Origin of the sequence: Sutterella massiliensis (assembly GCF_016899755.1) — a bacterium.
Lineage (GTDB): Bacteria > Pseudomonadota > Gammaproteobacteria > Burkholderiales > Burkholderiaceae_F > Sutterella > Sutterella massiliensis.
In genome coordinates, this window is sequence record NZ_JACJJC010000012.1 from 32,397 (window position 1) to 55,583 (window position 23,187).

General features: G+C 61.2%; 19 protein-coding genes. 11 read left to right on the plus strand and 8 right to left on the minus strand.

The features are described from left to right. Positions 1-10 precede the first annotated feature (10 nt). Positions 11-1,813, minus strand: coding sequence for a PhnD/SsuA/transferrin family substrate-binding protein (locus H6A60_RS08185; protein WP_205103301.1), 1,803 nt, complete (start codon positions 1,811-1,813; stop codon positions 11-13). 358 nt (positions 1,814-2,171) lie between these two features. Between H6A60_RS08185 and H6A60_RS08190 the strand changes: the two genes are divergently transcribed. Both H6A60_RS08190 and H6A60_RS08195 read left to right on the plus strand, forming a co-directional pair. Further along, on the plus strand, positions 2,172-3,662 hold the full coding sequence (locus H6A60_RS08190; protein ID WP_205103303.1) for an FAD-dependent oxidoreductase: 1,491 nt from the start codon (positions 2,172-2,174) through the stop codon (positions 3,660-3,662). A gap of 35 nt (positions 3,663-3,697) precedes the next feature. Continuing rightward, on the plus strand, positions 3,698-4,051 hold the full coding sequence (locus tag H6A60_RS08195) for a cytochrome c3 family protein (RefSeq protein WP_205103305.1): 354 nt from the start codon (positions 3,698-3,700) through the stop codon (positions 4,049-4,051). Positions 4,052-4,197: 146 nt separating this feature from the next. Here H6A60_RS08195 and H6A60_RS08200 read toward each other — a convergent pair whose 3' ends face one another. Further along, positions 4,198-5,298 carry an ABC transporter substrate-binding protein gene (locus H6A60_RS08200; RefSeq protein WP_205103307.1) on the minus strand — a complete coding sequence of 367 codons (1,101 nt, stop codon included), beginning with the start codon at positions 5,296-5,298 and terminating at the stop codon, positions 4,198-4,200. Between the two features lie 186 nt (positions 5,299-5,484). Here H6A60_RS08200 and H6A60_RS08205 point away from each other — a divergent pair, with 186 nt between their 5' ends. The 7 genes from H6A60_RS08205 to H6A60_RS08235 all read left to right on the plus strand — a co-directional run bounded on the left by H6A60_RS08205 (position 5,485) and on the right by H6A60_RS08235 (position 10,592). Continuing rightward, positions 5,485-5,787 carry a hypothetical protein gene (locus H6A60_RS08205; protein ID WP_205103309.1) on the plus strand — a complete coding sequence of 101 codons (303 nt, stop codon included), beginning with the start codon at positions 5,485-5,487 and terminating at the stop codon, positions 5,785-5,787. Between the two features lie 139 nt (positions 5,788-5,926). After that, positions 5,927-7,180 (plus strand): M20 metallopeptidase family protein, encoded by a 1,254-nt coding sequence (locus tag H6A60_RS08210; RefSeq protein ID WP_239477662.1) that lies wholly within the window; start codon positions 5,927-5,929, stop codon positions 7,178-7,180. Positions 7,181-7,333: 153 nt separating this feature from the next. After that, on the plus strand, positions 7,334-8,239 hold the full coding sequence (locus H6A60_RS08215) for a beta-ketoacyl synthase chain length factor (RefSeq protein WP_205103311.1): 906 nt from the start codon (positions 7,334-7,336) through the stop codon (positions 8,237-8,239). Beyond that, positions 8,236-9,045: a lysophospholipid acyltransferase family protein gene (locus tag H6A60_RS08220; protein ID WP_338054853.1), complete on the plus strand. Its 810-nt coding sequence runs from the start codon at positions 8,236-8,238 to the stop codon at positions 9,043-9,045. Before H6A60_RS08215 ends, H6A60_RS08220 begins: the two co-directional genes overlap by 4 nt. A gap of 140 nt (positions 9,046-9,185) precedes the next feature. Beyond that, positions 9,186-9,443 (plus strand): phosphopantetheine-binding protein, encoded by a 258-nt coding sequence (locus tag H6A60_RS08225; RefSeq protein ID WP_205103313.1) that lies wholly within the window; start codon positions 9,186-9,188, stop codon positions 9,441-9,443. A 157-nt stretch (positions 9,444-9,600) separates the two neighbouring features. Next, positions 9,601-9,894, plus strand: coding sequence for an acyl carrier protein (locus tag H6A60_RS08230; protein WP_205103315.1), 294 nt, complete (start codon positions 9,601-9,603; stop codon positions 9,892-9,894). A 143-nt stretch (positions 9,895-10,037) separates the two neighbouring features. Beyond that, a complete protein-coding gene (locus tag H6A60_RS08235) occupies positions 10,038-10,592 on the plus strand; it encodes a COG4648 family protein (protein WP_205103317.1) in 555 nt (184 codons plus the stop codon). Positions 10,593-10,727: 135 nt separating this feature from the next. Here the strand turns inward: H6A60_RS08235 and H6A60_RS08240 are convergent, their stop codons facing one another. The 6 genes from H6A60_RS08240 to H6A60_RS08265 all read right to left on the minus strand — a co-directional run bounded on the left by H6A60_RS08240 (position 10,728) and on the right by H6A60_RS08265 (position 19,471). Continuing rightward, positions 10,728-12,311, minus strand: coding sequence for an FAD-dependent oxidoreductase (locus H6A60_RS08240; protein ID WP_205103326.1), 1,584 nt, complete (start codon positions 12,309-12,311; stop codon positions 10,728-10,730). A gap of 69 nt (positions 12,312-12,380) precedes the next feature. Further along, positions 12,381-12,728, minus strand: coding sequence for a cytochrome c3 family protein (locus tag H6A60_RS08245; protein ID WP_205103328.1), 348 nt, complete (start codon positions 12,726-12,728; stop codon positions 12,381-12,383). A gap of 372 nt (positions 12,729-13,100) precedes the next feature. Beyond that, positions 13,101-13,754: a response regulator transcription factor gene (locus tag H6A60_RS08250; RefSeq protein ID WP_205103331.1), complete on the minus strand. Its 654-nt coding sequence runs from the start codon at positions 13,752-13,754 to the stop codon at positions 13,101-13,103. Further along, on the minus strand, positions 13,751-15,940 hold the full coding sequence (locus H6A60_RS08255; RefSeq protein WP_205103333.1) for a sensor histidine kinase: 2,190 nt from the start codon (positions 15,938-15,940) through the stop codon (positions 13,751-13,753). The genes H6A60_RS08250 and H6A60_RS08255 overlap by 4 nt, the downstream gene beginning before the upstream one ends. 257 nt (positions 15,941-16,197) lie before the next feature. After that, the gene (locus H6A60_RS08260) at positions 16,198-17,319 is read right to left on the minus strand and encodes a porin (RefSeq protein WP_205103335.1); all 1,122 of its coding nucleotides are present in this window, start codon (positions 17,317-17,319) and stop codon (positions 16,198-16,200) included. Positions 17,320-17,509: 190 nt separating this feature from the next. Next, positions 17,510-19,471: an FAD-binding protein gene (locus tag H6A60_RS08265; protein WP_205103337.1), complete on the minus strand. Its 1,962-nt coding sequence runs from the start codon at positions 19,469-19,471 to the stop codon at positions 17,510-17,512. A gap of 380 nt (positions 19,472-19,851) precedes the next feature. On the opposite strand from H6A60_RS08265, the gene H6A60_RS08270 reads away from it, so the two are divergent. Continuing rightward, positions 19,852-20,703 carry a MerR family transcriptional regulator gene (locus H6A60_RS08270; protein ID WP_205103339.1) on the plus strand — a complete coding sequence of 284 codons (852 nt, stop codon included), beginning with the start codon at positions 19,852-19,854 and terminating at the stop codon, positions 20,701-20,703. A gap of 453 nt (positions 20,704-21,156) precedes the next feature. After that, entirely contained in the window at positions 21,157-23,163 is a 2,007-nt protein-coding gene (locus tag H6A60_RS08275; protein WP_205103341.1) for an ApeI family dehydratase, read from the plus strand. Positions 23,164-23,187 lie beyond the last annotated feature (24 nt).

Consider the following 23,187-nt stretch of genomic DNA (forward strand, 5'->3'; position numbering starts at 1 on the left):
TGAATCCACCTCATGCTTTCGATTGTTCGACGCCGTCCCGGTCGGCGTCGCCGCCCGCCAGCGGCAAATAAACGCAAACGATCAAGCCGCCCGTTTCGCATCTTGAAAAAGTCAGGCGTCCCGAGTGCCGTTCAAGAATGCTGCGCACGATCGCAAGACCAAGTCCGAGACCTTCGGACTTTTGACTCGGCCGCAGCGCAGACAAAGCGGCAAAGCCCTCTTCGGAAAGCGGCAGGCCGTTGTCGGCGATTTCAAGCACCGCTTCGCGTGCGCCGTTGTTCAAGATGCGAATGGTTACGCGGCCGGCCTCGGCAAGCGGCTTCACGGCATCGAGCGCGTTCTTGACAAGATTGAGGATGACAAGCTCGAGATCGAGCGCATCGAACGTCACGGATACGGAGTTCTGAGGCGGCTCGAAAGCGATATGCGCCTGCGCGCGCCCCGTCACGCGCAGATTGTCTATTGCGCGCTTGACCGCCTCTGTGAGATCGAGTGCCGTTGTCTTGATTGCACCCGCCTTGGCATAAGTCCTTACTCTTTCCACGATTTGACTCGCACGCGCAGCTTGGTCCACGAGCTTGGCAAGCGTTTTGGCAAAAACGTTCTCGTCGTACTGGCCGGCATCAACGCGCTTTTTGAGCCCAAAGGCATAAAGCGAAATGGCGCCGAGCGGCTGGCGCATCTCGTGCGCAAAAATCGTCGAAAGCTGTCCGACGGCGCTTGCCTTCTCTATGCGTGAGAGTCTGTCGTTGGCGGCCTGTGCCTCATGCTTGAGATGCTTCTCGCGCTCAAGCGCCTGGGCAAGTTCCGCCGTCCGAATTTGCACGAGACGGCTCGTTCGCATGACGTGCAGCAGCAGCCCGCAAACAAAAAGTCCGACAAAACCGACATAAGTGCCGTATTCGTCAAAAAGCCGGCGGATCGTCCAGCTTCTTAAGTACGCGTAGGGACCGAGCCGCAGATCGCGAAAAAGGGCGTCAACCTCGGAATAGTTCGTAGCGACTCCCCAATACAGCCCCGATTCGCCTGCCGGCGGCATTTGAAGAAGGACGCGCGTAACGAGGCGGGAGATTCTAGGATCGGCCGATGGCGTCGACCCCGCCGTCCAGGACGGATAAAGCCGCGTTGATCGGCGGCAGGCTTCGCCAGGCTCCGTTTGCTCGTTTATCACGCGAAAGCGCGCAGCACGCTCGGGACTTTTCTTTTCGAGCGCTTCAAAAAGACAAAGGCGGAAAAAAGCTGTGTCCACCTCTCCGTCTTCCAGCAGATCGAAGGCGCCGATCATTTTGTCATCGTCGCCGAGAAAGCGGATATGTTTGAAAAAATCGTCGGGATCATATCCCGCAGCATAAATCTCACGATTGGGCACCTGAAGTCCCGTAAAGGCATACGGAGTACTCGTCGCGAGCCGTTTGCCGCGCAAATCTTCGAGCGAAACGAGGTCTTTGCGATCCCGTCGAACGAGCATGAGCGTGCCGTCGTTGCCGTTCGGATTGGGATAGTTCCGAGAAACGACTGTCGCAAGGCTTCTGACGCCCCAAGGCGTCATTCGGATGTAAAAACCCGCACTCGCAATGAAGATGTCGACTTCACCCTTACGCACCGCTTCCTCAAGACCGAAAAGGCTGTAGTACGCCACATGAACGTTGTCGCGGCCGAAGGCCTCAACAAGCGCGTGCGTCGTCGCATCAAGCACGGGCTCGTTCGGATTGGGGCGTACAAATTCGACGATGCCGACCCGAACGGGAAGTGCCGTGGCGGGAACGGCATCCGCCTGCAGTTTGAGTGCACGGAGGTCAGCAGCGGCAGACACGGCTTGCACCGGCACCGAAATAGCCGCCAGGCTCGCCGCACACATCACGGAAAGCAAGCAAGCACGAGCCGTTTTAAGAAGCGCAAAAGGATGACGAGCTGCTCGGACGAGGGCACGAAAGAAAGAAAAGGTTGTCATGCCGCCAATTTACAGGGCTCTCGAGCGAAGTGAAAGCCTCGCCTGATCAAGTTCGCCGATGAGCTGTCCGCCGCTGGCCGTTCCTTGACGCAACGCCCGGGTACTTAGTGGATTACTGCGTGCAGAATCTCCACCGACTCGATCGCGCTCGAGCAACAACGAGACGGCCAAGCCGTGTTCTCGACGCTTCGACGCACCCCCCATTTTCTAGGAGAGCAAAATGTCCAAAATCGAAATGAGCCGCCGCGGCCTTCTGAAGACCTCGATCTTCGGTGCGGCGAGCGTCGCCGCGATCGGCGCTGCCGGCGCCGCCAAAGCGGCAGAAGAGAAAACCGACGGCGCATACGACGCAATCGTCCTCGGTGCAGGTCCCTCGGGCCTCATCACGGCCATCACCGCCCACGACGCGGGCGCCAAGGTTGTCGTCTTCGAAAAGATGGACCGCCCCGACGGCAACGCCATTTATGCGCTCGGTTCCGTCTGCGGCTGGGGGACGCGCCACCAGAAGGAACAGGGAATCGAAGACACGGCCGACGCCTTCTACGCGATGATGATGGATATTTCGAAGCAGATGGGCGACAAGGCGCTCAATCGCTGCTACACCGACAACATCACCGCCGGGATCGACTGGCTCGAGAGCGAAATCGGCGTGAAGTTCGGCAAGATCCGCCCGATGCCCTATCCGCGCCTCGGTCGCACCTGCCGCGTGGTGGGCGACAAGGGCCTCACGGGCGGCGCCGCACTCGTGCAGAAGCTCCTTGAAGCCTGCAGGAAGCGCGGCATCGAAATCCGCTACGAACACAAGGCGATCGAGCTTCTTCACAACGACCGCTTCGAAGTGACGGGCGTCAAGGTCCTCACGCCCGAGGGCACGAAATGCTTTACGGCGCGTGCGGGCGTTGCGATCGCAACGGGCGGGTTCTCCGCAAACCCCGAAATGGTCGACCGCTACATCGGCGGCTGGGCCACGCGCATGGTGCTTCGCGGTTCGCGCTCGACGACGGGCGAAAACATCTCGCTCACGCTGCCGCTCTTTACGAAGTTCGTGAACATGGACCAGTTCCACTCGGGCCCGATCGTCGGCGCGACGCACGTCAATCCGGCCGACGTGCTCAATTCGGGCTACGGCGTGCAGGTGAACACCTCGGGCGAACGATTCATGGACGAGAACAACACGTACGTCATCAAGGCCCGCACGACCGCGCAGCGCACGCTCGACAACTTCGCCTGGGTGATCGTCGACAGCGACTGCTCCGTGCTCGACAAGGTCATTCCGAAGTTCGACCGACTCAACAATCCGTACGGCAAGGCCGACACGATCGAAGCGCTCTGCAAGTCGGTGAATCTGCCCGTCGAACGCGTCACCGCCGTTGTGAAGGCCTATAACGAAGCGCTCAAAAAGGGCGAGCTCGACAAGATGAATCCGCCCTGCACCTACAAGAAGCCGCACCCGATCGCCAAGGCGCCCTTCTACGCCATCCCGTTCCAGGGCGGCATGACAGCGACCTTCGGCGGACCGCTCATCAATACGAAGGCTGAAGTGCAGAACCTCGACCGCCGCAGCATTCCGGGCCTTTACGCCGTCGGCAACTCCGCGGGCGGCATCTTCTTCCACAACTATGCTGGCGGCGCGCAGCTCGGCGCGGCCACCGTTTTCGGCCGCATCGCGGGCAATGAACTCGCCCGCCGCGCGAAGTCGCTCAAGGCCTGATTGCAGCCCTTTGACACAGACACCAGGAACAAAAAATGCTGAAGAATTCGATTTCCGCGGCGCTCTGCGCCTCGCTCCTTGCGCTCTTTGCCGCCGCTCCTGCCGGCGCGGCCGACCACTTTACGGCTGACCGTCACCTCGGCTACGGCCTCAAGTGCGAAACCTGTCACAAGTCGGCGGGCATGCCGCAGCCGGGCGCCCGCGTCTCGAAGGACACGTGCAAGAGCTGCCACGATCCGGCCGAACTCGCGAAGAAAACCGCCAAGCTCGACCAGAACCCGCACTACAACCACTTGGGCGACGTCAACTGCACCGAGTGCCATAAGGGCCATCAGCCCTCGACCCTTATGTGCAACGACTGCCACAAGTTCAACCTGAAGACGCCGTGAGATATCCGTGCGTGTGCAGACTTGCGGTGAACCGCGCTCTATTGAAGTGAGTGAATTCGCCGCAGATGCCTGCATGAGGTACTTGCTACGCCGCAGCGAGATTCTTACTCGTTGCGGCGTTTTTTTGCACTGCAGCACGTCGGTGCTCAGCCGATCACTTCGGCGCCTTCTGGAATTTTGATGCCGAGCGCTTCGGCCGCAGCCTTGTTCCAGACGGTCTTCGTCGTCTTCGCGGAGCCGATCGGCATATCGCCGGGCTTGGCGCGCCCTTCGAGGATCTCAACACCCATTTCCGCCGTCATACGGCCAAGCTCGTAATGACTCACCGTCACGGTAGCGAGGCACCCGCCCTGCACGAACGAGAGGTCGCCCGCGACGAGCGGAATCTTGGCCTGCGCGGCGCTCTTGGCGAGAATGGGCGAGCCGCTCGCGAGCACGTTGTCGGTCGGGACCCAAATGCCGGAAACCTTCCCGGCGAGCGACGCAACGCACTGCTGAATGTCGTTCACGGAGGCGACGGCCGTTTCGACGAGCTTGACGCCCTTCTTTTCGGCCGCGGCGCGCAGCCGCTCGACCTGCACGAGCGAATTGTCTTCGCTTGCCGTGTAGAGAACGCCGATCGCGGGCGCGGCGTCTTGGGGCAGCATCGAAAGGAGAAGCTCGAGCTGCTTGTCGATCGGCCCGGCGTTGGAGACGCCCGTGACGTTGCCGCTCGGCTTGGCGTCGCTCTTCACCACCTTGGCGCGCTCGAAACTTGTCACGGCCGTTGCAACGATCGGAATCGTGCGCGTTGCGCGCGCAGCCGCCTGAAGGGCGGGCGTGGAAACCGCGTAAATCAAGTCGCAGTCGTTTGAGACGAAGCGCGAAACGATCGCCTGCAGCGTTGCCGTGTCGCCGTGCGCGTTCTGCAGATCGATCGTCGCGGCTTTGCCGTCTTTGCCCGCAGCACCATCGACAGCGTAGCCGAGCTCGGTCAAACGTTCGCGGAAGCCGCGCACCGCATCGTCGAGCGCTTCGTGCGTGATGAGCTGCACGATGCCGATCTTTTTGGCGACGTTTGTCGCGGCCGCTGCCCCCGCTGCCGGCGCACCGGCAGGTGCTGCGGCGGTCTTTTTCGCGGCATCTTCGCCGCAGCCCGTCAAAAGGATGCTGCCGCCGAAGGAAGCGATGAGGCAGGCGCCGAGCATCGAGCGTCGGGAAAGACAAACCGATTGGGTGCGGATAGCGTCGTGGCGGTTCGAAGTCATAGTGGAAGTCCTCGGTCGTGAAGTGAAAGAAATCGGTGCGGCAGGCTTCGCACTCGGAGATCGGGACTTCAGGGATTGATTGTCTTTTGGGCTTGAACTTCTTTCGGCTTTCAACTCAAGAAGTCTTCCTTCAAAAGGCGCCCCATAGACACGAAGGCCCGCTCTCTTCGGGCGGGCCGTATTCGCTTGGATATTGGGAAAAAGAAGACGCGATTAACGATCCCGCTCGCAGCGCGTAAGGTACGCAAAGCTGAAGCGGACGCTAAATCGTTCGGCATGGAGAATGCCGCTCAAGGCGTGGGTCTTCTTCGTCATGGTTTTTCCAATGTACAGGAAAAGCGCTCGCCTGAAAATAAGGCCGATTGCTTAGAACCGGTGTTTTGCCGAGGCTTTCTCCGCCGCTCCAAGCTTGGCGGCGACTTCTTGAGCACTTTCTCTCAGTCGAGCGGCGGTTTCGTCAAAGCAAAGCGCCCGAGCGATCAAACTTGAGCGGCCTGAACCTCGAGAATGCGGCTAGATTGCTTGCATGCTTTCGCTTAGCTGCCACGGCCTCACCAGCCGGCGACAAAGTCGAAGTACCAGAAACGTCCGTTCAATGCCCGAAACAATGTCCAAAGGAGTTGAAGCCATGCCGCAAGCACCCGCACGCAAAAGCGAACCCTGCACGCCGAACATGCCGAGCCTTGAGTCGCTCATCGGCCGGGAAGCCGCCGAGCGCATCGTCGCCTTTCGGCGCGACCTCCACAGGCATCCCGAAATCGGCATGGAAACCGTCCGCACGAGCGACAAGGTCGAGGCGATGCTGCGCGAGCTCGGTGTCGACGAGATCGCGCGCTTTGCCAAGACCGGCATCGCGGCCGTCGTGCGCGGTGCGGCGGGAAGCGCCGCGCCCCCCGCGAGGATCGGCTTTCGGGCGGACATGGACGCGCTCCCCGCGCCCGACGAGTGCGGCGCGGCCTGGGCGAGCGAAACACCGATGCGCGCGCACCTCTGCGGCCACGACGGCCACACGGCGGGACTTTTGGCTTTTGCCGCCTGGGCGGTGCAGAACCGATCGGCCTTCGCCGGCGAAGTGCTCCTCATCTTCCAGCCGGGCGAAGAAGGCTGGGCAGGTGCAGACAAGATGCTCAAGGACGGACTCTTTGAAAAGTACCCGGTGCGCGAGGTCTACGCCGCGCACATCGCCGGACTCGAGCCCCTTGGGAAAATTTTGGCGCGCGCGGGCGCCATGACCGCCTCGGCGGACCTCTTTGACATTGAGGTCGTCGGGCATGGCGGGCACGGGGCAAGACCGCATCAGACGCGCGACCCGGTGCCGGCAGCCGCGCAGCTCATTCTGGCGCTGCAGACGATCGTCTCGCGAAACGTCAATCCGGCCGACCCCGCCGTCATTTCCGTGTGCTCGATTCAGGCTGGCGACCCGGGCGCGCCGAGCGTCATCCCCGAGCGCGTGCGCATCACGGGCACGGTTCGAACCCTTTCGCCTGCAGTGCGCGATCTCATTGAAGCGCGCATCCGAGAGACGGCCGAAAGCGCGGCCGCACTTGCCGGTGCCGAAGCACACGTCGTCTACGACCGCCGCTATCCCCCGCAAATCAACGATGCGGCGCTTGCAGAGGCGGTTCTTCCCGTCATTGGCCGCACGGCCGAAAGCATGAACGTCGAACTCGACGACGGCTTCCCGGCAAGCATGGGCGGCGAAGATTTCGCTTTCATGTCCGAAGTCGTGCCGGGTCTTTACATCCGGATCGGCAACGACGATGCCGGCCACAACACGGGCGTGCACAACCCGAAGTTCGATTTCAACGACCGCGCGCTCGCCGTCTGGACGGCGGTCTTTGCCGACATTGTCCGCGCGCGGCTCCCGATCGCGAATTCGTAACGATCGAAACACCGCTCGAAAGACCGAAGGCGCTCGAAAAGCCCTTTGCTAGAATGCATGCCGCGCCGCTCGCCGAGAAGCAAGACTCGGGCGGCGCGGTTTGCTTTTGCTTCAAGATTCGGCTCCGGCCCAAACTCTTCCCGAGGTTCGCCCGTGCTCACCGCTCTTCAGATTCTCGACTGCCGCTTCTGGGCCCCCGGGCTCGACGACGCTCGTACGCTCGCCGAGCGAGCTCGGCATCCCGCTTTCGGCCTCACGGACGCGACGCTCGTCTTAAGTGCGGCCCCGGGTGCGGCAGAACCCAAAGCGGCCGCAGCGGGCGTGGCGCCGATGCTGCGCCGGCGCCTCACGCCCTTGGGGCGCGCTGCGGCAGACGTACTCTGGGCAATCGAAGATCCGACAACGGGACGCAATCCCTTCCTCGCGCCCGAAGATGCCAATAGCACGGCCCTCGTTTTCGCCTCGCGCTGGGGCGACATCGACGAAGCGATTCGCCAGGTGAAGGACGTCGCCCAAGGGGCGCCGCTCTCGCCCGCCCGATTTGCGACGAGCGTTCACAACGGCATTGCCGCCGTGCTTACGATCGCCGCAGGCTTTCGCGGCAACGTGCTCGCGCTTGCGAACGGTCCCCTGTCGCTCGCTGCCGCCTTCGATGCGGCGGTGGGGCTTTTGACCGAAGTCGAGCGCGTCATCGTCGTTTCCTACGACTTGAAGCCCCCCGTCGACTTCGCGGCACCGGGGAGCACGCACGCGCTTGCTTTTCTCTGCGCGCGCGCCGAAGACGATTCGAACCCCGCCCGCATGCGCGAACTCATGAACCGCGGTCCTGTTCTCGCGCAGCGCACCCGTGCCTTCAAGGGTTCGGAAGCGCCCGACCCGCGCCTCGATCAGCCGGGCGCGCCGTCGGCCGACCTCGACATTCTGCGCTGGCTCATGACCGAGGGCTCCGAAGCGCGCACGACGACCTTTTTCGCGCGGCACGGTGCGGTCGTGCTCGGCAAGGACGGCACGCTCACGCGCATCAACGGCGTCGACTTCTCTCAGGAGGCACAGCAGTGACGGCCTCGCCCCGTCGCTCGAAGCTCGCCGCCAAGTGCCTTAAGCCCTTCCGCTTTCTCGGCACCGCGATTGCGTTCGGGCTTTTCGGCGCGAGCGGCATGCTCTTTCGCTTCGGCATCACGCCCTGGCTCAACCTCGCGGAAAAGGACGCGCTCAAGCGCGTGCGCATCTCGCGCTTTGTCGTCTGGCGCTGGTTCGGGATTTTCGTCTCGATCATCCGCTCGCTCGGCCTTGTGCGCGTTGAAGTGAAGAATCCCGAGCGGCTCGAGCGAAAGGGCCTCATCATTGCGGCCAATCACCCGTCGCTCATCGATGTCGTCTGCCTCATCAGCCGCATTCCGCAGGCAACAACGATCGTGAAGGCGTCGCTGGCGAAAAACTGGTTCACCGCGCCCCCCGTTCGGGCGGCCGGCTACGCGACGAACGACCTCGGACCCGAAGCGCTCGAGCAACTCGAAGCCGACCTCAGGCGAGGCGCCGCCTTCGTCGTTTTCCCCGAAGGCACGCGCACGCCCGTGGATCTGCCGAACGGCGAAACGCCCCGCATGCACCGCGGCGCGGCCGCCGTGGCGCTTCACACGGCCACCCCCGTCACCCCCGTGAGAATCACGGCAGAGCCGCGCTGGCTCACGAAAGACCGCGGCTGGTGGCACATGCCCGACGAGCCGATGACGCTTACCTTCGAGGTCCTTGAAGACCTGCCCGTCGACGACCTTCTGCCTCTTTATAATGAGAGGCCTTCTCTTGCGGCGCGGCGGCTCAACAAACGGCTCGCCGCGGTTTTGTTCCCAGGGAAAGGAAGCTGAAGCAGCCTCAATCCGGGCGGCCAAAAGCGCAACATTCGAGCGTTCGCACGTCGTTCGATCCCTTGAACAAAAACGCAGGAGAAACCCTGACAAGCCGATCCCGACGGGAACGCGCCAGAACACAAGCTTAAGGACGTTTCATGCAAGCGCTCATTGAAGACATCAAGCGACTCATCATCTCCTCGCTCAACCTTGAAGATGTCGCGCCCGAAGACATCGACCCGAATGCGCCGCTCTTTGGCGAAGGGCTTGGGCTCGACAGCATCGACGCGCTTGAGCTCGGACTCGCTCTTAAAAAAGCCTACGGCATCTCGCTGGCCGCCGAGAGTGAGGAGGCACGCCGTGTTTTCTCAAGCGTTGCTTCAATTGCCGAATACGTCGCGGCCCACCGCGTCTGATTTTTTTCGACGATGCGCCCTCACAGCCATCCGAATCAGGCTGCTCTTTAAAGGAGCGGCGCTCGTCGCAGGTATCTCAAAAACTGTCGGTCCAAGCCGGCCACACATGAAAAGCACCCTCTTAGCTCAGCCGCTTGAGGGATGCGACTGAAAACCCATGATCGCCAACCAGAACGAACAAAAAATCTACGACATCCTCAAGGACATTCTCGTGCGCGACTTTGAGATCCCCGAGGAGAAGATCCGCCCCGAGGCGCGTCTTTATGAAGACTTCGACATTGACTCGATCGACGCTGTCGACATGATCGTGCAGCTGAAGCCCTACCTCGAAGGCCGCCGCGTCTCACCCGAAGCTTTCAAACAGGTGCGCACGATGGGCGACGTCGTCACGACGGTCGCTAAGCTCCTTGAAGAACCCGCCGAAAGCGAAGACGGCAAGAAGGCCGAATAAGGCAGACCGGAAGCTTCGGCATTTGACCGAAGCTTCCCTCGGGCGGTCGCTCGAAGCGCTTTGATCTCTCAATGAAGCACTTCGAGCGCCCGCCTTCGTTTATCCGAACGCCTCCCTGCAAAAATCCACTTTCACGACCGACGATGACACGAACGATCCTTAAAGTCTTTTTGGCCGCGCTCCTTGTCATCTTCCCCTTCTGGGCCTATTTCGGTCTCATGCGCTTCGGACTTGTGCCCGTCGCGGCCGCGCTCCTGGCAATTGCGTTCGTGCGGCTCGCCCTCGACGCCAACAAAACGACAGCCGCGCAATTCGTTTTGGCGCTCGTTCTTTCCTTGGCGGCGCTTCTTATGCGCTCGCACAAGGCCGTGCTCCTCTATCCCGTTCTCATGAACGGCTTTTTCCTCGCGATTTTCGCTTCGAGCCTGCGCCGGGGCGCAATACCCATGGCCGAACGGTTTGCGCGCCTTAAAGAGAAGACGCTTCCGCCCGAAGCCATTCGCTGGTGCCGCGGCGTTACCCAAGCCTGGTGCGTCTTTTTCGTTGTGAACGGCGGCATTGCGCTCTGGACCGTTTTTCTTGAAGACAAACAGTACTGGACGCTCTGGAACGGGCTCTTGAGCTACATCGCGATCGGCCTCATGTTTGCGGTCGAATACGTGCTGCGCCGCCGAAAGATGCGGCAGACTCACCGATAACTGTCGCTCCGCCCCGAAAAAGTGCCGCACCCGCTGCACGCCGAGAGCGTGAAGCGAATGCGGCACAAATGACTCAGCGAACGGTGCAGCCCGCGAGAGGACTCGAGTCAAACTGCACCAATCGAACGCAAGCGCTTACTGCCAGGGCTTTTCCTTGGCGGCTTCGCGGCCCGCAATGCGGCCGAAGACGATGCACTCGGCGTTATTCGTCGCACCCTGGTAGATCGAGCCCCACATCGAGCCGAGTTCGCCCGCGGCGTAAAGGCGCGGAATCGGACGATCGGTCGGATCCATCACCTGACCGCGCACGTTCTTCTTCGGGCCGCCCTGGGTGTTCAGCATCGTCGGATAGAGCGCGGTCGCGTAGAAAGGACCGTTTTCGTCGAGCGGCTCGGAAACGATCGGTGCTTCGCGGCCGGCAAAAGCAGTTTTGCCTTTCGGATCGCGCTTCAGGATGCGGCCGAACTCGGTATCTTTGCCTGCCTTGATGTCGGCATTCCACTTCTTCACCGTTGCTTCAAGCGCGTCGGCGGTAACCTTGATCTTCTCGGCAAGCTCGCGAATCGTATCAGCCTTCACAATGATGCCTTTTTCGACCTCGACCGAGTTGTCCGCAGACCACTTGTAGCCTTCGCGATTGAGGGCGTAGCCCGACGTAGCTCCGCCGCTGATAGGACCGGCCTTGCGGGCCTTTTCGTCGAAGACGAGCCAGCACGGGATGCGCGGATAACGATGGCGGATCGGATCCATCTGGTTCACGGCATAAAGGCACGTATGGTTGTCGAGCCCCTTTTCGTTCACGAAGCGCTTCCCGTCCTGGTCGACCCAGATGTGAGAAGGAGCGAGAATGTTGAGCTGAATCGCGGACTTGAGGCCGGGCACCTTCATGCCGACAGGGCACGAATAGGAGGTCATGTGCCAGAGGCGCGCGCCCATCGACTGCGACATACGGAGGCCGTCGCCCGTGTTGCCGGGAGACCCAAGGCCCTGAATGTCGCGCCCGAGCGCGAACGTGCGCAGGCTCTGCGGGTCGAATTCGTAGCCGCCCGTAGCGAGAATCACCGCACGACGGGCCTTCACGCAGATCTTCTTTCCCTTGGCAGACGCAATGACGCCCACCGCCTCTTCGCCGCGGCGCACGATTTCGAGTGCAGGCGTTTCGTACATCACTTCGATGCCGCGCTTTTCTTCGACCGCGTACTTGTAGGTATCGAAGAGCATGTCGCCGCCGCGCTTCTTGCCGCGGATGCGGTACTTGTCGATCGTGTCGGCGCCCGGAAGCGTCTTGAAGCCCGCGTGGCCGTAGATCATGAGCTTCGTCTCGGGCTTCAAGCCCGTGATGAAGTCCTTCACGCCCATGATTTCGTCGCAGAAGGTCGTGAGGAGCGCTTCGTCCTTTTCGCTGTCGGAGAACGCATACGTTGCGTCAAGGTACTTGTAGGCTTCGTCGCGATTCTTCGGCACCATAAAGCCGCCCGAGGACACCGCAGTGTTGCCGCCGCCTTCGGAAAGCTTTTCAAGGATGAGGACCTTCGCACCGGCATCATGCGCTTCGATCGCGGCGCACGCGCCCGCACCGCCATAGCCGAGAATGACGACGTCGGCTTCCTTGTCCCACTTCGTATCCTTCGTGAGTTCAACGGCCTTGACGCCCGCCATCGGAAGCGCCATCGCGGCGGCAAGCGACCCGCGCAGAATGTTTCGACGCTGCAGATTCATTTTTTATCTCCTTTGAGTGGTTTATCCAATTCGTTCCAAGGTGGTCCCGAGCATTTTTCGCACGGCTCCTCAGGGCACGCGGATGTCTTCGAATTCGTGGCAGCTGTCGCACGAGAGGCGCGGCGGCTTGTGACCCTGATGACATGTGACGCACTGCGCTTCGCCCAAATGCGTTTCGTGCGGGTTGATGTCGTCGCTTTCAGTCTTTTTGGCAAGCGCCTGATAACTGCCGCCGTGGCACTGCAGACATGTCTTCATGTCGACGTTGGCATCCGGCTTCGCGCCCGTGTGGCAGCTCTCGCACTTGACACCGCGTTCGATGTGGCGATCGGCGAGAAACTTGTCTGCGGCAGCGGCAGGGCCCGCCACAGATAGCGCGGCGACAACGACGAGTGCGGCACGGATCAAATTCGTCATAGTGATTCTCCTTGCGGGGCGAGACTCTTCTTTGAGCTCGGCTTTGGATCTCCTTCAGAAGTGCATCTTGAAAATCGCGGCTTGCACCGCTTGTTTCCTGAGCCCTTCTTCCTTGAAAGGAATCTTCTCCCGCGCCGCTACGTAGGTACGTTGCCATTTCTCAGGTGTACGTCGCTTTTTTCTCTCCCTCCTCATCCGTCACCGTCAAGGCCGGCACCGCGCGGCGAGCGTACTGCCGAATCGCGGTTGAATTCCGATCGAATCGCACTTAAAACGCCCGGCGCTCGGCAAAATAGCTTCGCCGAGCGCCGTTTTCAGAGCATGGATGCCGTTCGTATTCGCCGCCCGCAGGCAGCGCATTGGTTCGATCAATCAGCCGAGTCCGCCGTCCTCGTCTGTCTGCGCGGCCGCCCAGAGGGCCGCGGCTTCCGCTGCGTTCTTGACGCGCAGCTTCACGTAGGCCGAGGCCCGGTGCGCTTCAACGGTGCGTATGCTCAAGCCCAGCCGATCGGCGATGTCGGCATTCAAGCGCCCTTCGGCCAAAAGCGACATCACTTCGCGTTCGCGGGGGCGCAGCGCCGCAATGCGAGCCCTAATCTCTTCGACGGGCGGCATCCCGAGACGCCTGCGCTTGTCGAGCTCCACGGCCTGCGCGACAGCCGAGAGAAGCTTCTCGGGATCCAGGGGCTTCTGCAGGAAATGGAACGCCCCGCGCCGAAGTTCCTCAACCGCCATATCAATGTCGCCGTGCGCGGTCAGAAAGATGACGGGCTGCTCGAACCCGCGGCGGCGCAGCTCCCTGTGGAGCTCAATGCCACTCATCCCTGGCATGCGAACGTCGAGGATCAGCACACCCGGCGCCGAAGGTGCTTCCGAGCGCAGGAAGCTTTCGCCGTCGGGGAAGGCAACGGCCTGCCAGCCTTCCTGCGAGAGCATGAAAAGAAGCGCGTCGCGCAGATTCGGGTCGTCATCCACGATTCGAATGAGCGGCACCTCCGCGTCGCGCGCCGGGTCGGCAGCTGTCATATGTTCGCTCCTTTCGCCGCCGCGGGGTCGGCGTTTTGCTGTTTTTCACTCTCTCGAGCGGCTGAATCGAAGGCACACAAAAGCGGCAGCCGCACCGTGACTGCGAGGCCGTCGCCTTCTGCGCGCCGGAAGTCCATGCGCCCGCCGTGCAGCTCCACAATTGTTCGGCAGATCGAGAGTCCGAGACCGAGCCCCTCTGCCTTGCTCGTTTCAAAGAGGCGCGAGAGCTTCGCAAAGGCTTCGTCCGAGAGCCTCTCGCCGTTGTCGGCAACGGTGAGGACCGCTTCGTCGGCCGCGGCGTCTCGCTCGAGCGTGACGGCAATCTTCGCCGCCTTTCTGCCGCGAAGCGCATCGGCGGCATTCTTGAGGAGGTTCGCCGCAACGAGCTCGATCTCAAGCGGATCGACGTGCGAGACGAGCTTCTCGCCCGAGTGCCGGACCTCGATTTCAGCGATGCCGCCGCGCGAAGTGATGCGGAAGTTGCGGACCGCGTCGTCAAGAAGCACATCGAGGTCCGTCGGCCGGCGCCGCTCCTTCTTCGACCTAGCGTATTCGCGCACATGTTCAAGAATCGACTGCGCGTGCGCTGCCTGCGCGTCGATGCGACGGATCCCGTCGCTCAGGCCCTCGCCCGTACCGCGCCCGTTTTCAATCGAACGCAACAATCCGTGCGCATAAAGCCGCACGGCGCCAAGCGGCTGCCCGAGCTCGTGAGCGATGAGGCTGGAAATCTGCCCGACAACGCCCGCTTTCTGCAGCGCGTACATCTTTTCGCGCAGCGCTGACGCGCGGCGCTCGAGCGCGCGCTCCTGCGCCATGGCCGCTTCGAGCTCGGCCGTGCGGCGCTTTACGAGCACCTCGCTTCGCCAGCCATGCGCGGCAAGCCCGAAGAAAATGAGGACCGCGGCAACGATCGCGCTTTTGTACTCTTCCCAGACGCGCACGAGGCTCCACTCGCGCAGGAACGCGTAGGGCCCGAGCTTGAGCGTGCGGTAAAGGTTGTCGACGGCGCTGAAGTCCGTACCGATCGCCCAGTAGAGGCCGTCCTTCGTTGCGGGCGCTGCGAGCACCGCTGCAGCCGCCCGCGCGGCGTCGGCGGGCGCTATGGAGCGCGTGACAACAAGCACCCAGCTCGGATAAAGATCAGTCGAGTGCCGGCATGCGAATCCCGGGTGCTTGCGCTCGGCCACGACGCGCAGCCGATCGAAATACGCCGGATTGACGTCGATGATGTCTTCGAACGTGCACGCACGCACGATCCCGACGTCGGCGCGTCCGGCAAGCACCTCGTCGATCACTTTCGTCTGGTCGTGCCCGAAGAAGCCCACTTCGCCGAAGAACGCCTCCGGATCTTCGCCGTGGTCAGCAATTTCCTTCATGCCGGCGAGAAATCCCGTGAAGCCCTGTGGCATGTTCGCCGCGAGCCGCAGCCCGCGCATGGTCTCAAACGTGAGGATGTCGGGGCGGTCGCGAGAAACGATGAAAACAGATCCTTCGGCCTCATTCGGATCCGAGATGTGCGGCCCCATGACGCTCGCGATGTCGCGCACGCCTTTGTCGAGAAGTCGACGGTAGAGACCTGCGCTCGAGAGAAAGAGGTCAACCTCGCCCGCCGCGGCCGCCCGCTCGAGTTCGCTCGTCGAATAGGTGCGCGTGCAGACGCGCTTCTCAGGAAACGCGGAGCGGATCGCCGCGATCGTGGGCTTGATGATCCCGAAGTTGGGATTGGGTTCGGCAAAGGAGCCGATCCCAACGCGCAGGCCGCAGCCCGTCCAGCCGGCGCCGTGTGCGTCGTGATTGTCGTCGACTCCGGATGGCGCGGGAGCGTAACGCTCCGCCTGCGTTGCGCCCGAAACCGCTTCATGATCGCCCTCTCTGCGAGGCGCTGCCGCGTCCGGTGCACCTGCAGTCGCCGGCGATACCGAAGCTAAGTCCTCGCAGCCGTCTTCTGCGAGAAGCGGCGCCTTTTCGATTACCTCTGGCGCACGCTCGTAATGCGCCGCCTGTGGTTCTAGCGCACAGGTTGCTTCGGGCGACGCGGCCCGCACCGCGCTCCCGAGAAGCGCGAACGATAAGACCGAGAGCGCGAAAAACGCCGCCCGCCCGCACTTCGGGCGGGAAGCTGCTCGATGGCACCGCTGCGGCTGCAGCGCCCGGCGATAGCGGTCGATAAGTCGGTTCGGCATGCGCTCGAGAATAGTCGAGCCGCTACGTACGTGTCATGACGCCGATCAACGCGCACGATGCATCCTTCTTTCCGTGCTGCAAAGCAATCGACGGCGGGCGATCTGTTCGAAGGCTCACGGACTGAAAATAAAAAAACGCCTGGCGGCAGCGGAGCTCGACTGCCTAACCGGGCGCAACTTTCCCAATTGTTTGCTTGAGCGCCGAGCCTTCAAACGAAGTCGGCGCTTCTGTCCCAACCGCTTCTTCGATCGATTCCTCAGAACTTCTTCACAATGCCGAAGGTCGCCGCGTAGATGTTCTCTTCAGCGCTCGGGTGCTCATCGGCATAGGCCTTTGAGTAGTCGGAATGAATCCAGTTGAGGGCGGTGTAGAGCGTCGTCTGCTTGCTGAGACTGTAGAGATACCCGAGCGTCGTCTGGCACGTGTCCATCGAGACTCCCTTCGTGTCGCTTGCTTCGAAATCGCCGTAGCCGAAGCCCGCCTTCACGGTGCCGCCCAAGGCGGGCAGCTCAAAGCCGATGTTGACTCCCCAGCCGTCGACGCCCGTCGGATCGGTGAAGGTCGTCGTTTTCGCGGCGGCCGCATAGTTTTCGAAGATCTGCGTATAGAAGAAGAACTTCGCCCAGCCGACGTTGTAGTTCGCGCCGAGATTGTAGGAGATCGCGTCGTCCATGCCGGCCAGGTCGGCAGCAGGCTGCGCATGGTTGATCGTTTCGATGCCAGCGGCCACCATGAGCGCGCTGTCCTGGTAGCGAACCGCACCGCTCATCATGCGCTCGACACTCGATTTTCCTTCTGTGCCGTCGCCGTAAGTGGTCGTGTCCGAGCCAAACGAGTACTGCACCGTCGCGTCAAGGTTGCCGAACTTCGGCGACGTGTACGCAACGACGTTGTCGATGAATTCGTAGCCGAGAGAGACGACCTGAAGGTGTCCGCCCAAGTCCCCCCAGCCGCAGGAGAACGGACTCACGACGTGGCCGAAGCGCGCGTACGGACCGTTGCCACCCACGAGCGAGCCCATGCGGCCGAAGGACAGGTAGCCGAAGCGGCTGTCAACAAAGAGGCGAGCGTCTCGCCCGAAAAGCCGCCCGCCCTGGCTCAAAGCACCCGTGTCGGTCCCGAAGCCGTTTTCGAGCACCACGCCCACCTTTACGCCGTTGCCGAGGTCTTCGGTGGTCTTGATGCCCACGCGAGAGCCGATGTACTGACCGGAGAGCATCTGGATCGAGGACGAGTCGGCGCCGTTCACCATTTCGCTCTTTTCCCACGTGAGGCCGTAGTCGAGCACGCCGTAGATCTCAACGTCAGAAGCTGCGGCGCCCGATGAGGCGAGTGCGACGGCGCTGCCGAAGGAAAGCGCGAGGAGAGTGTGCTTCATTGGAATTGTTCCTTTTTTTGAATTTGAGGGTTGGCTTTCTTTTGACTTCGGTCGGCCGCGGCCCGGTTTTTCTTGCGGGTGAGCTCGTCGGCCGGCACGGGAAAAGGATCCGAAGAGCCGGCCGCCCCCGCTTCAAATAGGAGGGACGGCCGGCATGAGGAGAGAAAGGTGCTTTCTCAAGCTCGCGCTATCAGGCCTTGGCGAGCTTCAAGCCCACAAGGCGGCCGAAGGTCACCGTGCGGCCGCAGGCCATGCCGGTCGCGAGATTCGGGTACTCGTTGGCGAAGTACCCGCCCGAGTCGTTACCGATCACATAAAGGCCTGGAATCGGATTGCCTTCCGTGTCGATCGCGTTCATGTCCGTGTTGATCTGGATGCCGTCCAGCGTGCAGAGCATCCAGCCGGTGTTCTTCGCTCCGTAGAAAGGCGCCGCGTCAACGGGCGTCAAGCGATGCGGCTCCTTCCCGTAATCCGTGTCTTCGCCCTTTTTGGCGAGCGCGTTGTAGCGCTCGACCGTGGCCTTGAGCGCTTTGGGCGGCAGACCGAGCTTCTGAGCGAGTTCTTCGATCGTGTCGGCCTTGACGACAAAGCCCTTTTCAATCAGGCCCGGCAGCATCTTGTCGCGGACGATCTTCCACGAGATGTTGGGATCGGCGCCGTTTTCGAACGGGAACATGCGCGAGCAGCCGTGCATCTTGAACTGCTCCGCGTACTTCACCCAGTTGCTGTCAAAGAGCGTGTAGTGGCAGTGGCCCTTCTGGTATTCGTCGGCGTGCAGAATGTTTTCGTACGTGCCCGATTCGTTCATGAAGCGGCGGCCGTCAGCATTGACCTTGAGCCAAGGCTGCGAACCCATCCAGAAGAAGCCGCTGTCGCCCGACTGAATCGTCTTCGTGCCGGGCGTCTGATCCGGACGAAGCGCGCAGCGGTCGAACTTCAGGAGCGAATGCGTTTCGTCCATTTTGGCCCCCACCCAGAGGCAGGCGCGGATGCCGTCGCCTCGCGCGCCAGGCATGGCGCCCGTTCGGCCCGTAACGCGCAGATTCCACGGCTGAAGCGCTTCGAGCATCTTGAAGTTCTGCGCGTAACCGCCCGTCGCGACAACAACGCCCTTCTTCGCGTTGTATCGAACGAACTTGCCTTCGGCGTTTTCGGCAATAACGCCCGTCACGCGCCCGTTCGTCTTTTCGAGCTTCACCATCTTCGTGCTGAAGTCAAAACGCGCGCCCTTCTTCACGGCGTAGTCGAGAAGAACCGTGTTGAGGCTCACCTCTTCCTTACCATCCTTATTGAGCTTCATGCGCGGCGAATGGCCGATCGGAAAGTGCTTGTAGCGGGTTTCGTCGCCCCGGTCGCCCGATTCGAGCCACATTTCAATGCCGCGTTCGGCACAGCGGTCGGCAAACCAATCGAGCACGGCGCCCGATTCGTCGCACCAGAGCTTGACGAGGTCCTGCTGAATGTGGCCGCCCGCATACTGCGTGGCCATCGCAATGAATTCGAACTTGTCGATCTTCGTGCCCGAAGACTTCTGGTAGCGCGAATTCATCGCGCCGATGTCTTCTCGGATCCCGGTGCCCACGGGGAAGCGGTCGATACCGATCACCTTGGCGCCTGCTTCGGCGGCGGAAGCAACGGCAAACATGCCGCCCGTGCCGCAACCGACGACGAGAATGTCGGTGTTGACAGTCGAAACAATGTCCTTTTCGGCAATTTCGGGCGGCTGCCCAAGCCAGTCGCCGTCATTGGCTTCCGACGCCTCAGCCTTTTCGAGCACTTCGACCGGAATTTCGCCCTTGGCTTGTGCAATGCACTTCGCAGCAGCCTGATGAACGGCACGCGACGTAATGGAAGCGCCAGAAACAGCATCGATTTCTGCCGACTGAGCTGCCATGAGCGACTTCTTGAGCGATTCGGCGGCGGCCTGACCGATCGAAGGCGTTTCGTGCGAAACATCTAGCACGACATCCGTAATTTTCTCGGCGTCGAACGTCATCGTCACAACGACGTCGCCGATGCCGGCTGCCTTGGCCGAATAGGTACCGGGCTTGTAAATACCCGCGGGAGCGGCGTGCACGGCTGCTGCCGCGAGCGACGCGCCGCTCGCAAGCGTGGTGCGCAAAAAGGCACGACGAGAGAGCTGCTTGGACATGATTTCCTCTGATGAAAAAGACTGCGGCTCTAGGACCGCAAAAGTGGTTCGCCTACGAGGGAAAAAGTCTATGGGCAGGTTTGTGACGCAAGTCAAATATCTCGCCAGGGGTATTTTTCCAACCCGAATCCTTTCGTACACTTCAGGGTTAACCCAGGGATTTACTTCGAATCACTTGAAAAAGGACGATGGGTATCCTGCGGGTAAGCCTCGAGTCAGCTAAGACATTTGTTGTAGATGAACGTCCAATTGCGGACAATCTTCGTCGCATTAACGAGGATTGCGGGTTTTTACCTATCATCTGTAAAATGACGCACTTCAGCTTTCTGCCTCCATCAAAAACTTGCTGCGGTAGCGCGGCTCGCTCGCGAGGACGCCACATGAACACGAACGACAACTCCGACAATCCCGGCTTCAAGCATTACCGAATCGGCGACTTTGCGAAATTCTGCGGCGTCACGTCCGACTTTCTGAAGCACTATGAAGAAGCGGGCCTCATCAATGTCGTGCAGCGAGAAAGCGGCTACCGCTACTATCCGTTCGATCAGTCGGCTCGCATCATTGAATACATGCGACTTCGCAACTACGGCGTCACCGTCAAAGAGATGCAAGGCGTTCTCAAGGGCGGCGCCGAAGATGCGTTCGCGCTTCTCGATGACAAGGCCCAGGCGATTCGGGAAACGGTACGCCGCCTCGATGGACTCCTTGAGGAACACGAGCGGCTTGCCGCCTGGTACGCGAAGCGAAAAGAAAAGCCCGTCGACTGGGAAATTCGAGAGGTCGAGCCCTACTGTTTTTTGCCGCACACGAACAGTCAGTCCTTCCGCAAAGACGAACGGATATACCAGCTTGTTCGGACGTGGGGCATGTGGCTGCCGGTCGTCAAATCTGCGCTGACGATCGAGCCCTCGCTTCTGCGCGACAATCCGGAGTCACTTCACTGGGGATTCGCTGTACCTGCCTCGCTTCTCGAACGCTACGGTCTGCCCGTCAACGACGCGGTTGAAACGCTTCAATTCGGCAAAGCTCTCGTTTTTCACTTCAACGAACTTGAGGGCGCCTTCAATATGGCGGACGTTGTTGCCGGACGCCACCCGGCTTTCGAACCTGTGCGGGAACTCGGTTTTCATGTGACAGGCACGGGACTTCTTATTAATGAAATGAAGTTCCAAAACGACGAGAAGGGCCTCAACATGGGAACGGGCCGCTTTATTATTCCGATCGCACGTTAACCGAGGAATCGTTGTCAACGCTTCAAGAACGTCTGAGGAAAGAAGGCAAACAATTACCGGCAGGCAGCGGTCTTTCACCGTACTTAATGTTCTTAAAAGCAATCCACCCCGGTACCGAAAATGCTAACCTGCGCTTTTTGACGCACTTCAATGTGCAAGCGACCAACATCGTACACCTGCTCGACAGAACTGTTTAGCCGTACGCTTTCTTCTGAGTGACGACTCGTATAATCGGGACGGTAATTTGCCAAAGACGCTCGGCTTTCGCGGCTTTGGCAACCGAAACCGATATGAAGGAGTTGCCCGGTGAGCCACTGCGAGTCCAGAGACTGTCGAATCGACAACGACGGCGCCGAACGCGATATCGCGCCGCAAGGTCCGTCTCGTCTATCGCAGTTTCTCACCATTTCGCCCAGAGGGCTTCCCGTAGCCCTTCGCGCCGACGGAACCGTCATGACGGACCGCGCGTTTCTTATGGAAGCGGGCGCCTGGGCTGAAGCGTTCCGGCGCGCAGCCGGCCGCTCGCGCGACACGGGCTGCTGCCGAAAGCGCCGCGTGGCGATCCACACCGAAGACACCGCCGCGCTCCTGCCCGCGCTTTTTGGGGCTTGGTCAGCAGGCGTCGAGACGGTGCTCGCCGGCGACGCGTTGCCCGGCACGCTTGCACGCATGCGCCGCGCAGCCATTGTTGAACCCGGCGTCGATATGGCAGCGCTTGACATGGCGGCCTTTGCCAAAGACAGCAAAAGCGGCAGCGGACTCTTAGCCGTGGAAGCACCGCTAGCGATTGACACAGCAGCTTCTGCTCCTCTGCCCCTTTTCGGACCGCTTTCCGACGAAGCGGTTCTCTGCTCGCTTTTCACGAGCGGCTCGACGGGAGAGGCCAAACGCGTGCCCAAGCGTCTGGGGCAGCTTTTCTTTGAAACCGAAGGCGTTGCGCGTGCGCTTCACGAAACGGGCATGACTTTTGATATGCCCACGGTCGCGGTTTCGACCGTGACAGCGCAGCACATTTACGGAATTCTCTTCCGTGCACTTCTTGCACTCGTCGAACCTCAGCTTATGGCCGACTCTCCGCGGACACACTTCCCGGAGGCGCTCGCCGCGCGCATGGAAGCCCTTGCCGAGGGCGGCCGCAGAATTCTCCTCGTGAGTTCGCCTGCACACCTCGGACGTTTTACGGAGCCCGAGCTTTTTGCTCGATCCCGTGCGAGTATCGTCGGCGTCACGTCCTCGGCCGGCCCCCTTTCCGACGACGCGGCCCGTTCGGCACGTCTTGCCTTCGGTCACTGGCCGCTAGAAGTTCTCGGCTCGACCGAAACGGGCGGCATTGCACGGAGAATGCGAAAATTTGCCGACCCCGAATTCGAGGTTGACGCAGAAGAGAACCTTGCTCGTTCTCTTGGTGCAGCGATCGTCACGCCCGCTTGGCGACCGATGCCCGGCGTTGACATAGGCGTTGCTGTGTCCGATCGAACTGAAACGGCCGAGTCGATCGAACCCAGAACCCCTGCTGTTGCGAAAGAAGGTGTCGGACGCATCGCACTCAAAGCGCGCCACTTGGCCGAGCGCGGCTGGACGATTGGCGACGATGCCGTGCGTCTTGAGCGAAATGCGGCCGCCCCTCTCTTCACGCTGCTCGGCCGCGCGGACCGCATTGCAAAGATCGAAGGGAAACGCGTGGCCTTGGCAGAAGTCGAGGCGGTGCTCCTTGCGACGGGATGCTTCAAAGTTGCAAAAGTCTTCGCCGTGTCGCGCGGCGAGCGTCTTTTCACCCACTCCGCCATCACCGAAGACCCCGCACTGCGCGACGAGCTTGCGGCCGTTGTTGTACCCACGGCCGAAATGAAGCGTCGCTTCCTTTCGCTCGGAAAGAACGCGGCGCTCGTCGACGTACGCCGCACGCTCCTCGAGCGCTTCTCGCCCGTTGTGATCCCGAAGCGCTGGCGTTTTGTCGAGCGGATGCCTGTAAATGCCCAGGGAAAGACCACGCGTGCGGCGCTTGCCTCGCTCTTTGACCCGCGTCGCCCGGAATGGCTTCTCGTAAGGGACGAGCGCACCGAGTCCGTCCGCTCGATTGAAGTCGAGCTCGCGCTCTCACCCAACCTCATTTGGTTCCGCGGTCATTTTCCTGAACTTCCGATTCTGCCCGGTGTCGCGCAGCTTCTCTTGGCCAAAGAAGCACTCGAAGAATTCGCCGGCGACGATCCTTTCGTGCGAACCCGCCTCGCCTCGGGCGTGTCTGCCGTAAAAAACCTCAAATTCAAGTCGATTACGTACCCGGGCATGCAGATGCATCTGCGGCTCGAATTCGATGCCGCAACGCACACAAGCACTTCCCCGCTCAGGGTGAAGTTCGCCTGGCTCCGCTCGGAAGCGAGCAAGAAGCCCGCAGACGCACCGGCACTGCTTCCACACTCGCTCGGTACGCTCGAATTTTCAGCCCCCGAGCCCGGGTGACGAAGCGAGAAACCGAAACCAAAG

What these genes read in the sequence shown, in the direction of transcription:
- H6A60_RS08260 (WP_205103335.1), bottom strand. Translation starts at nt 17,319, where the DNA reads ATGAAGCACACTCTCCTCGCGCTTTCCTTCGGCAGCGCCGTCGCACTC.
- H6A60_RS08245 (WP_205103328.1), bottom strand. Translation starts at nt 12,728, where the DNA reads ATGACGAATTTGATCCGTGCCGCACTCGTCGTTGTCGCCGCGCTATCT.
- H6A60_RS08250 (WP_205103331.1), bottom strand. Translation starts at nt 13,754, where the DNA reads ATGACAGCTGCCGACCCGGCGCGCGACGCGGAGGTGCCGCTCATTCGA.
- H6A60_RS08255 (WP_205103333.1), bottom strand. Translation starts at nt 15,940, where the DNA reads ATGCCGAACCGACTTATCGACCGCTATCGCCGGGCGCTGCAGCCGCAG.
- H6A60_RS08240 (WP_205103326.1), bottom strand. Translation starts at nt 12,311, where the DNA reads ATGAATCTGCAGCGTCGAAACATTCTGCGCGGGTCGCTTGCCGCCGCG.
- H6A60_RS08190 (WP_205103303.1), top strand. Translation starts at nt 2,172, where the DNA reads ATGTCCAAAATCGAAATGAGCCGCCGCGGCCTTCTGAAGACCTCGATC.
- H6A60_RS08235 (WP_205103317.1), top strand. Translation starts at nt 10,038, where the DNA reads ATGACACGAACGATCCTTAAAGTCTTTTTGGCCGCGCTCCTTGTCATC.
- H6A60_RS08210 (WP_239477662.1), top strand. Translation starts at nt 5,927, where the DNA reads ATGCCGCAAGCACCCGCACGCAAAAGCGAACCCTGCACGCCGAACATG.
- H6A60_RS08265 (WP_205103337.1), bottom strand. Translation starts at nt 19,471, where the DNA reads ATGTCCAAGCAGCTCTCTCGTCGTGCCTTTTTGCGCACCACGCTTGCG.
- H6A60_RS08195 (WP_205103305.1), top strand. Translation starts at nt 3,698, where the DNA reads ATGCTGAAGAATTCGATTTCCGCGGCGCTCTGCGCCTCGCTCCTTGCG.
- H6A60_RS08225 (WP_205103313.1), top strand. Translation starts at nt 9,186, where the DNA reads ATGCAAGCGCTCATTGAAGACATCAAGCGACTCATCATCTCCTCGCTC.
- H6A60_RS08270 (WP_205103339.1), top strand. Translation starts at nt 19,852, where the DNA reads ATGAACACGAACGACAACTCCGACAATCCCGGCTTCAAGCATTACCGA.
- H6A60_RS08230 (WP_205103315.1), top strand. Translation starts at nt 9,601, where the DNA reads ATGATCGCCAACCAGAACGAACAAAAAATCTACGACATCCTCAAGGAC.
- H6A60_RS08275 (WP_205103341.1), top strand. Translation starts at nt 21,157, where the DNA reads ATGACGGACCGCGCGTTTCTTATGGAAGCGGGCGCCTGGGCTGAAGCG.
- H6A60_RS08200 (WP_205103307.1), bottom strand. Translation starts at nt 5,298, where the DNA reads ATGACTTCGAACCGCCACGACGCTATCCGCACCCAATCGGTTTGTCTT.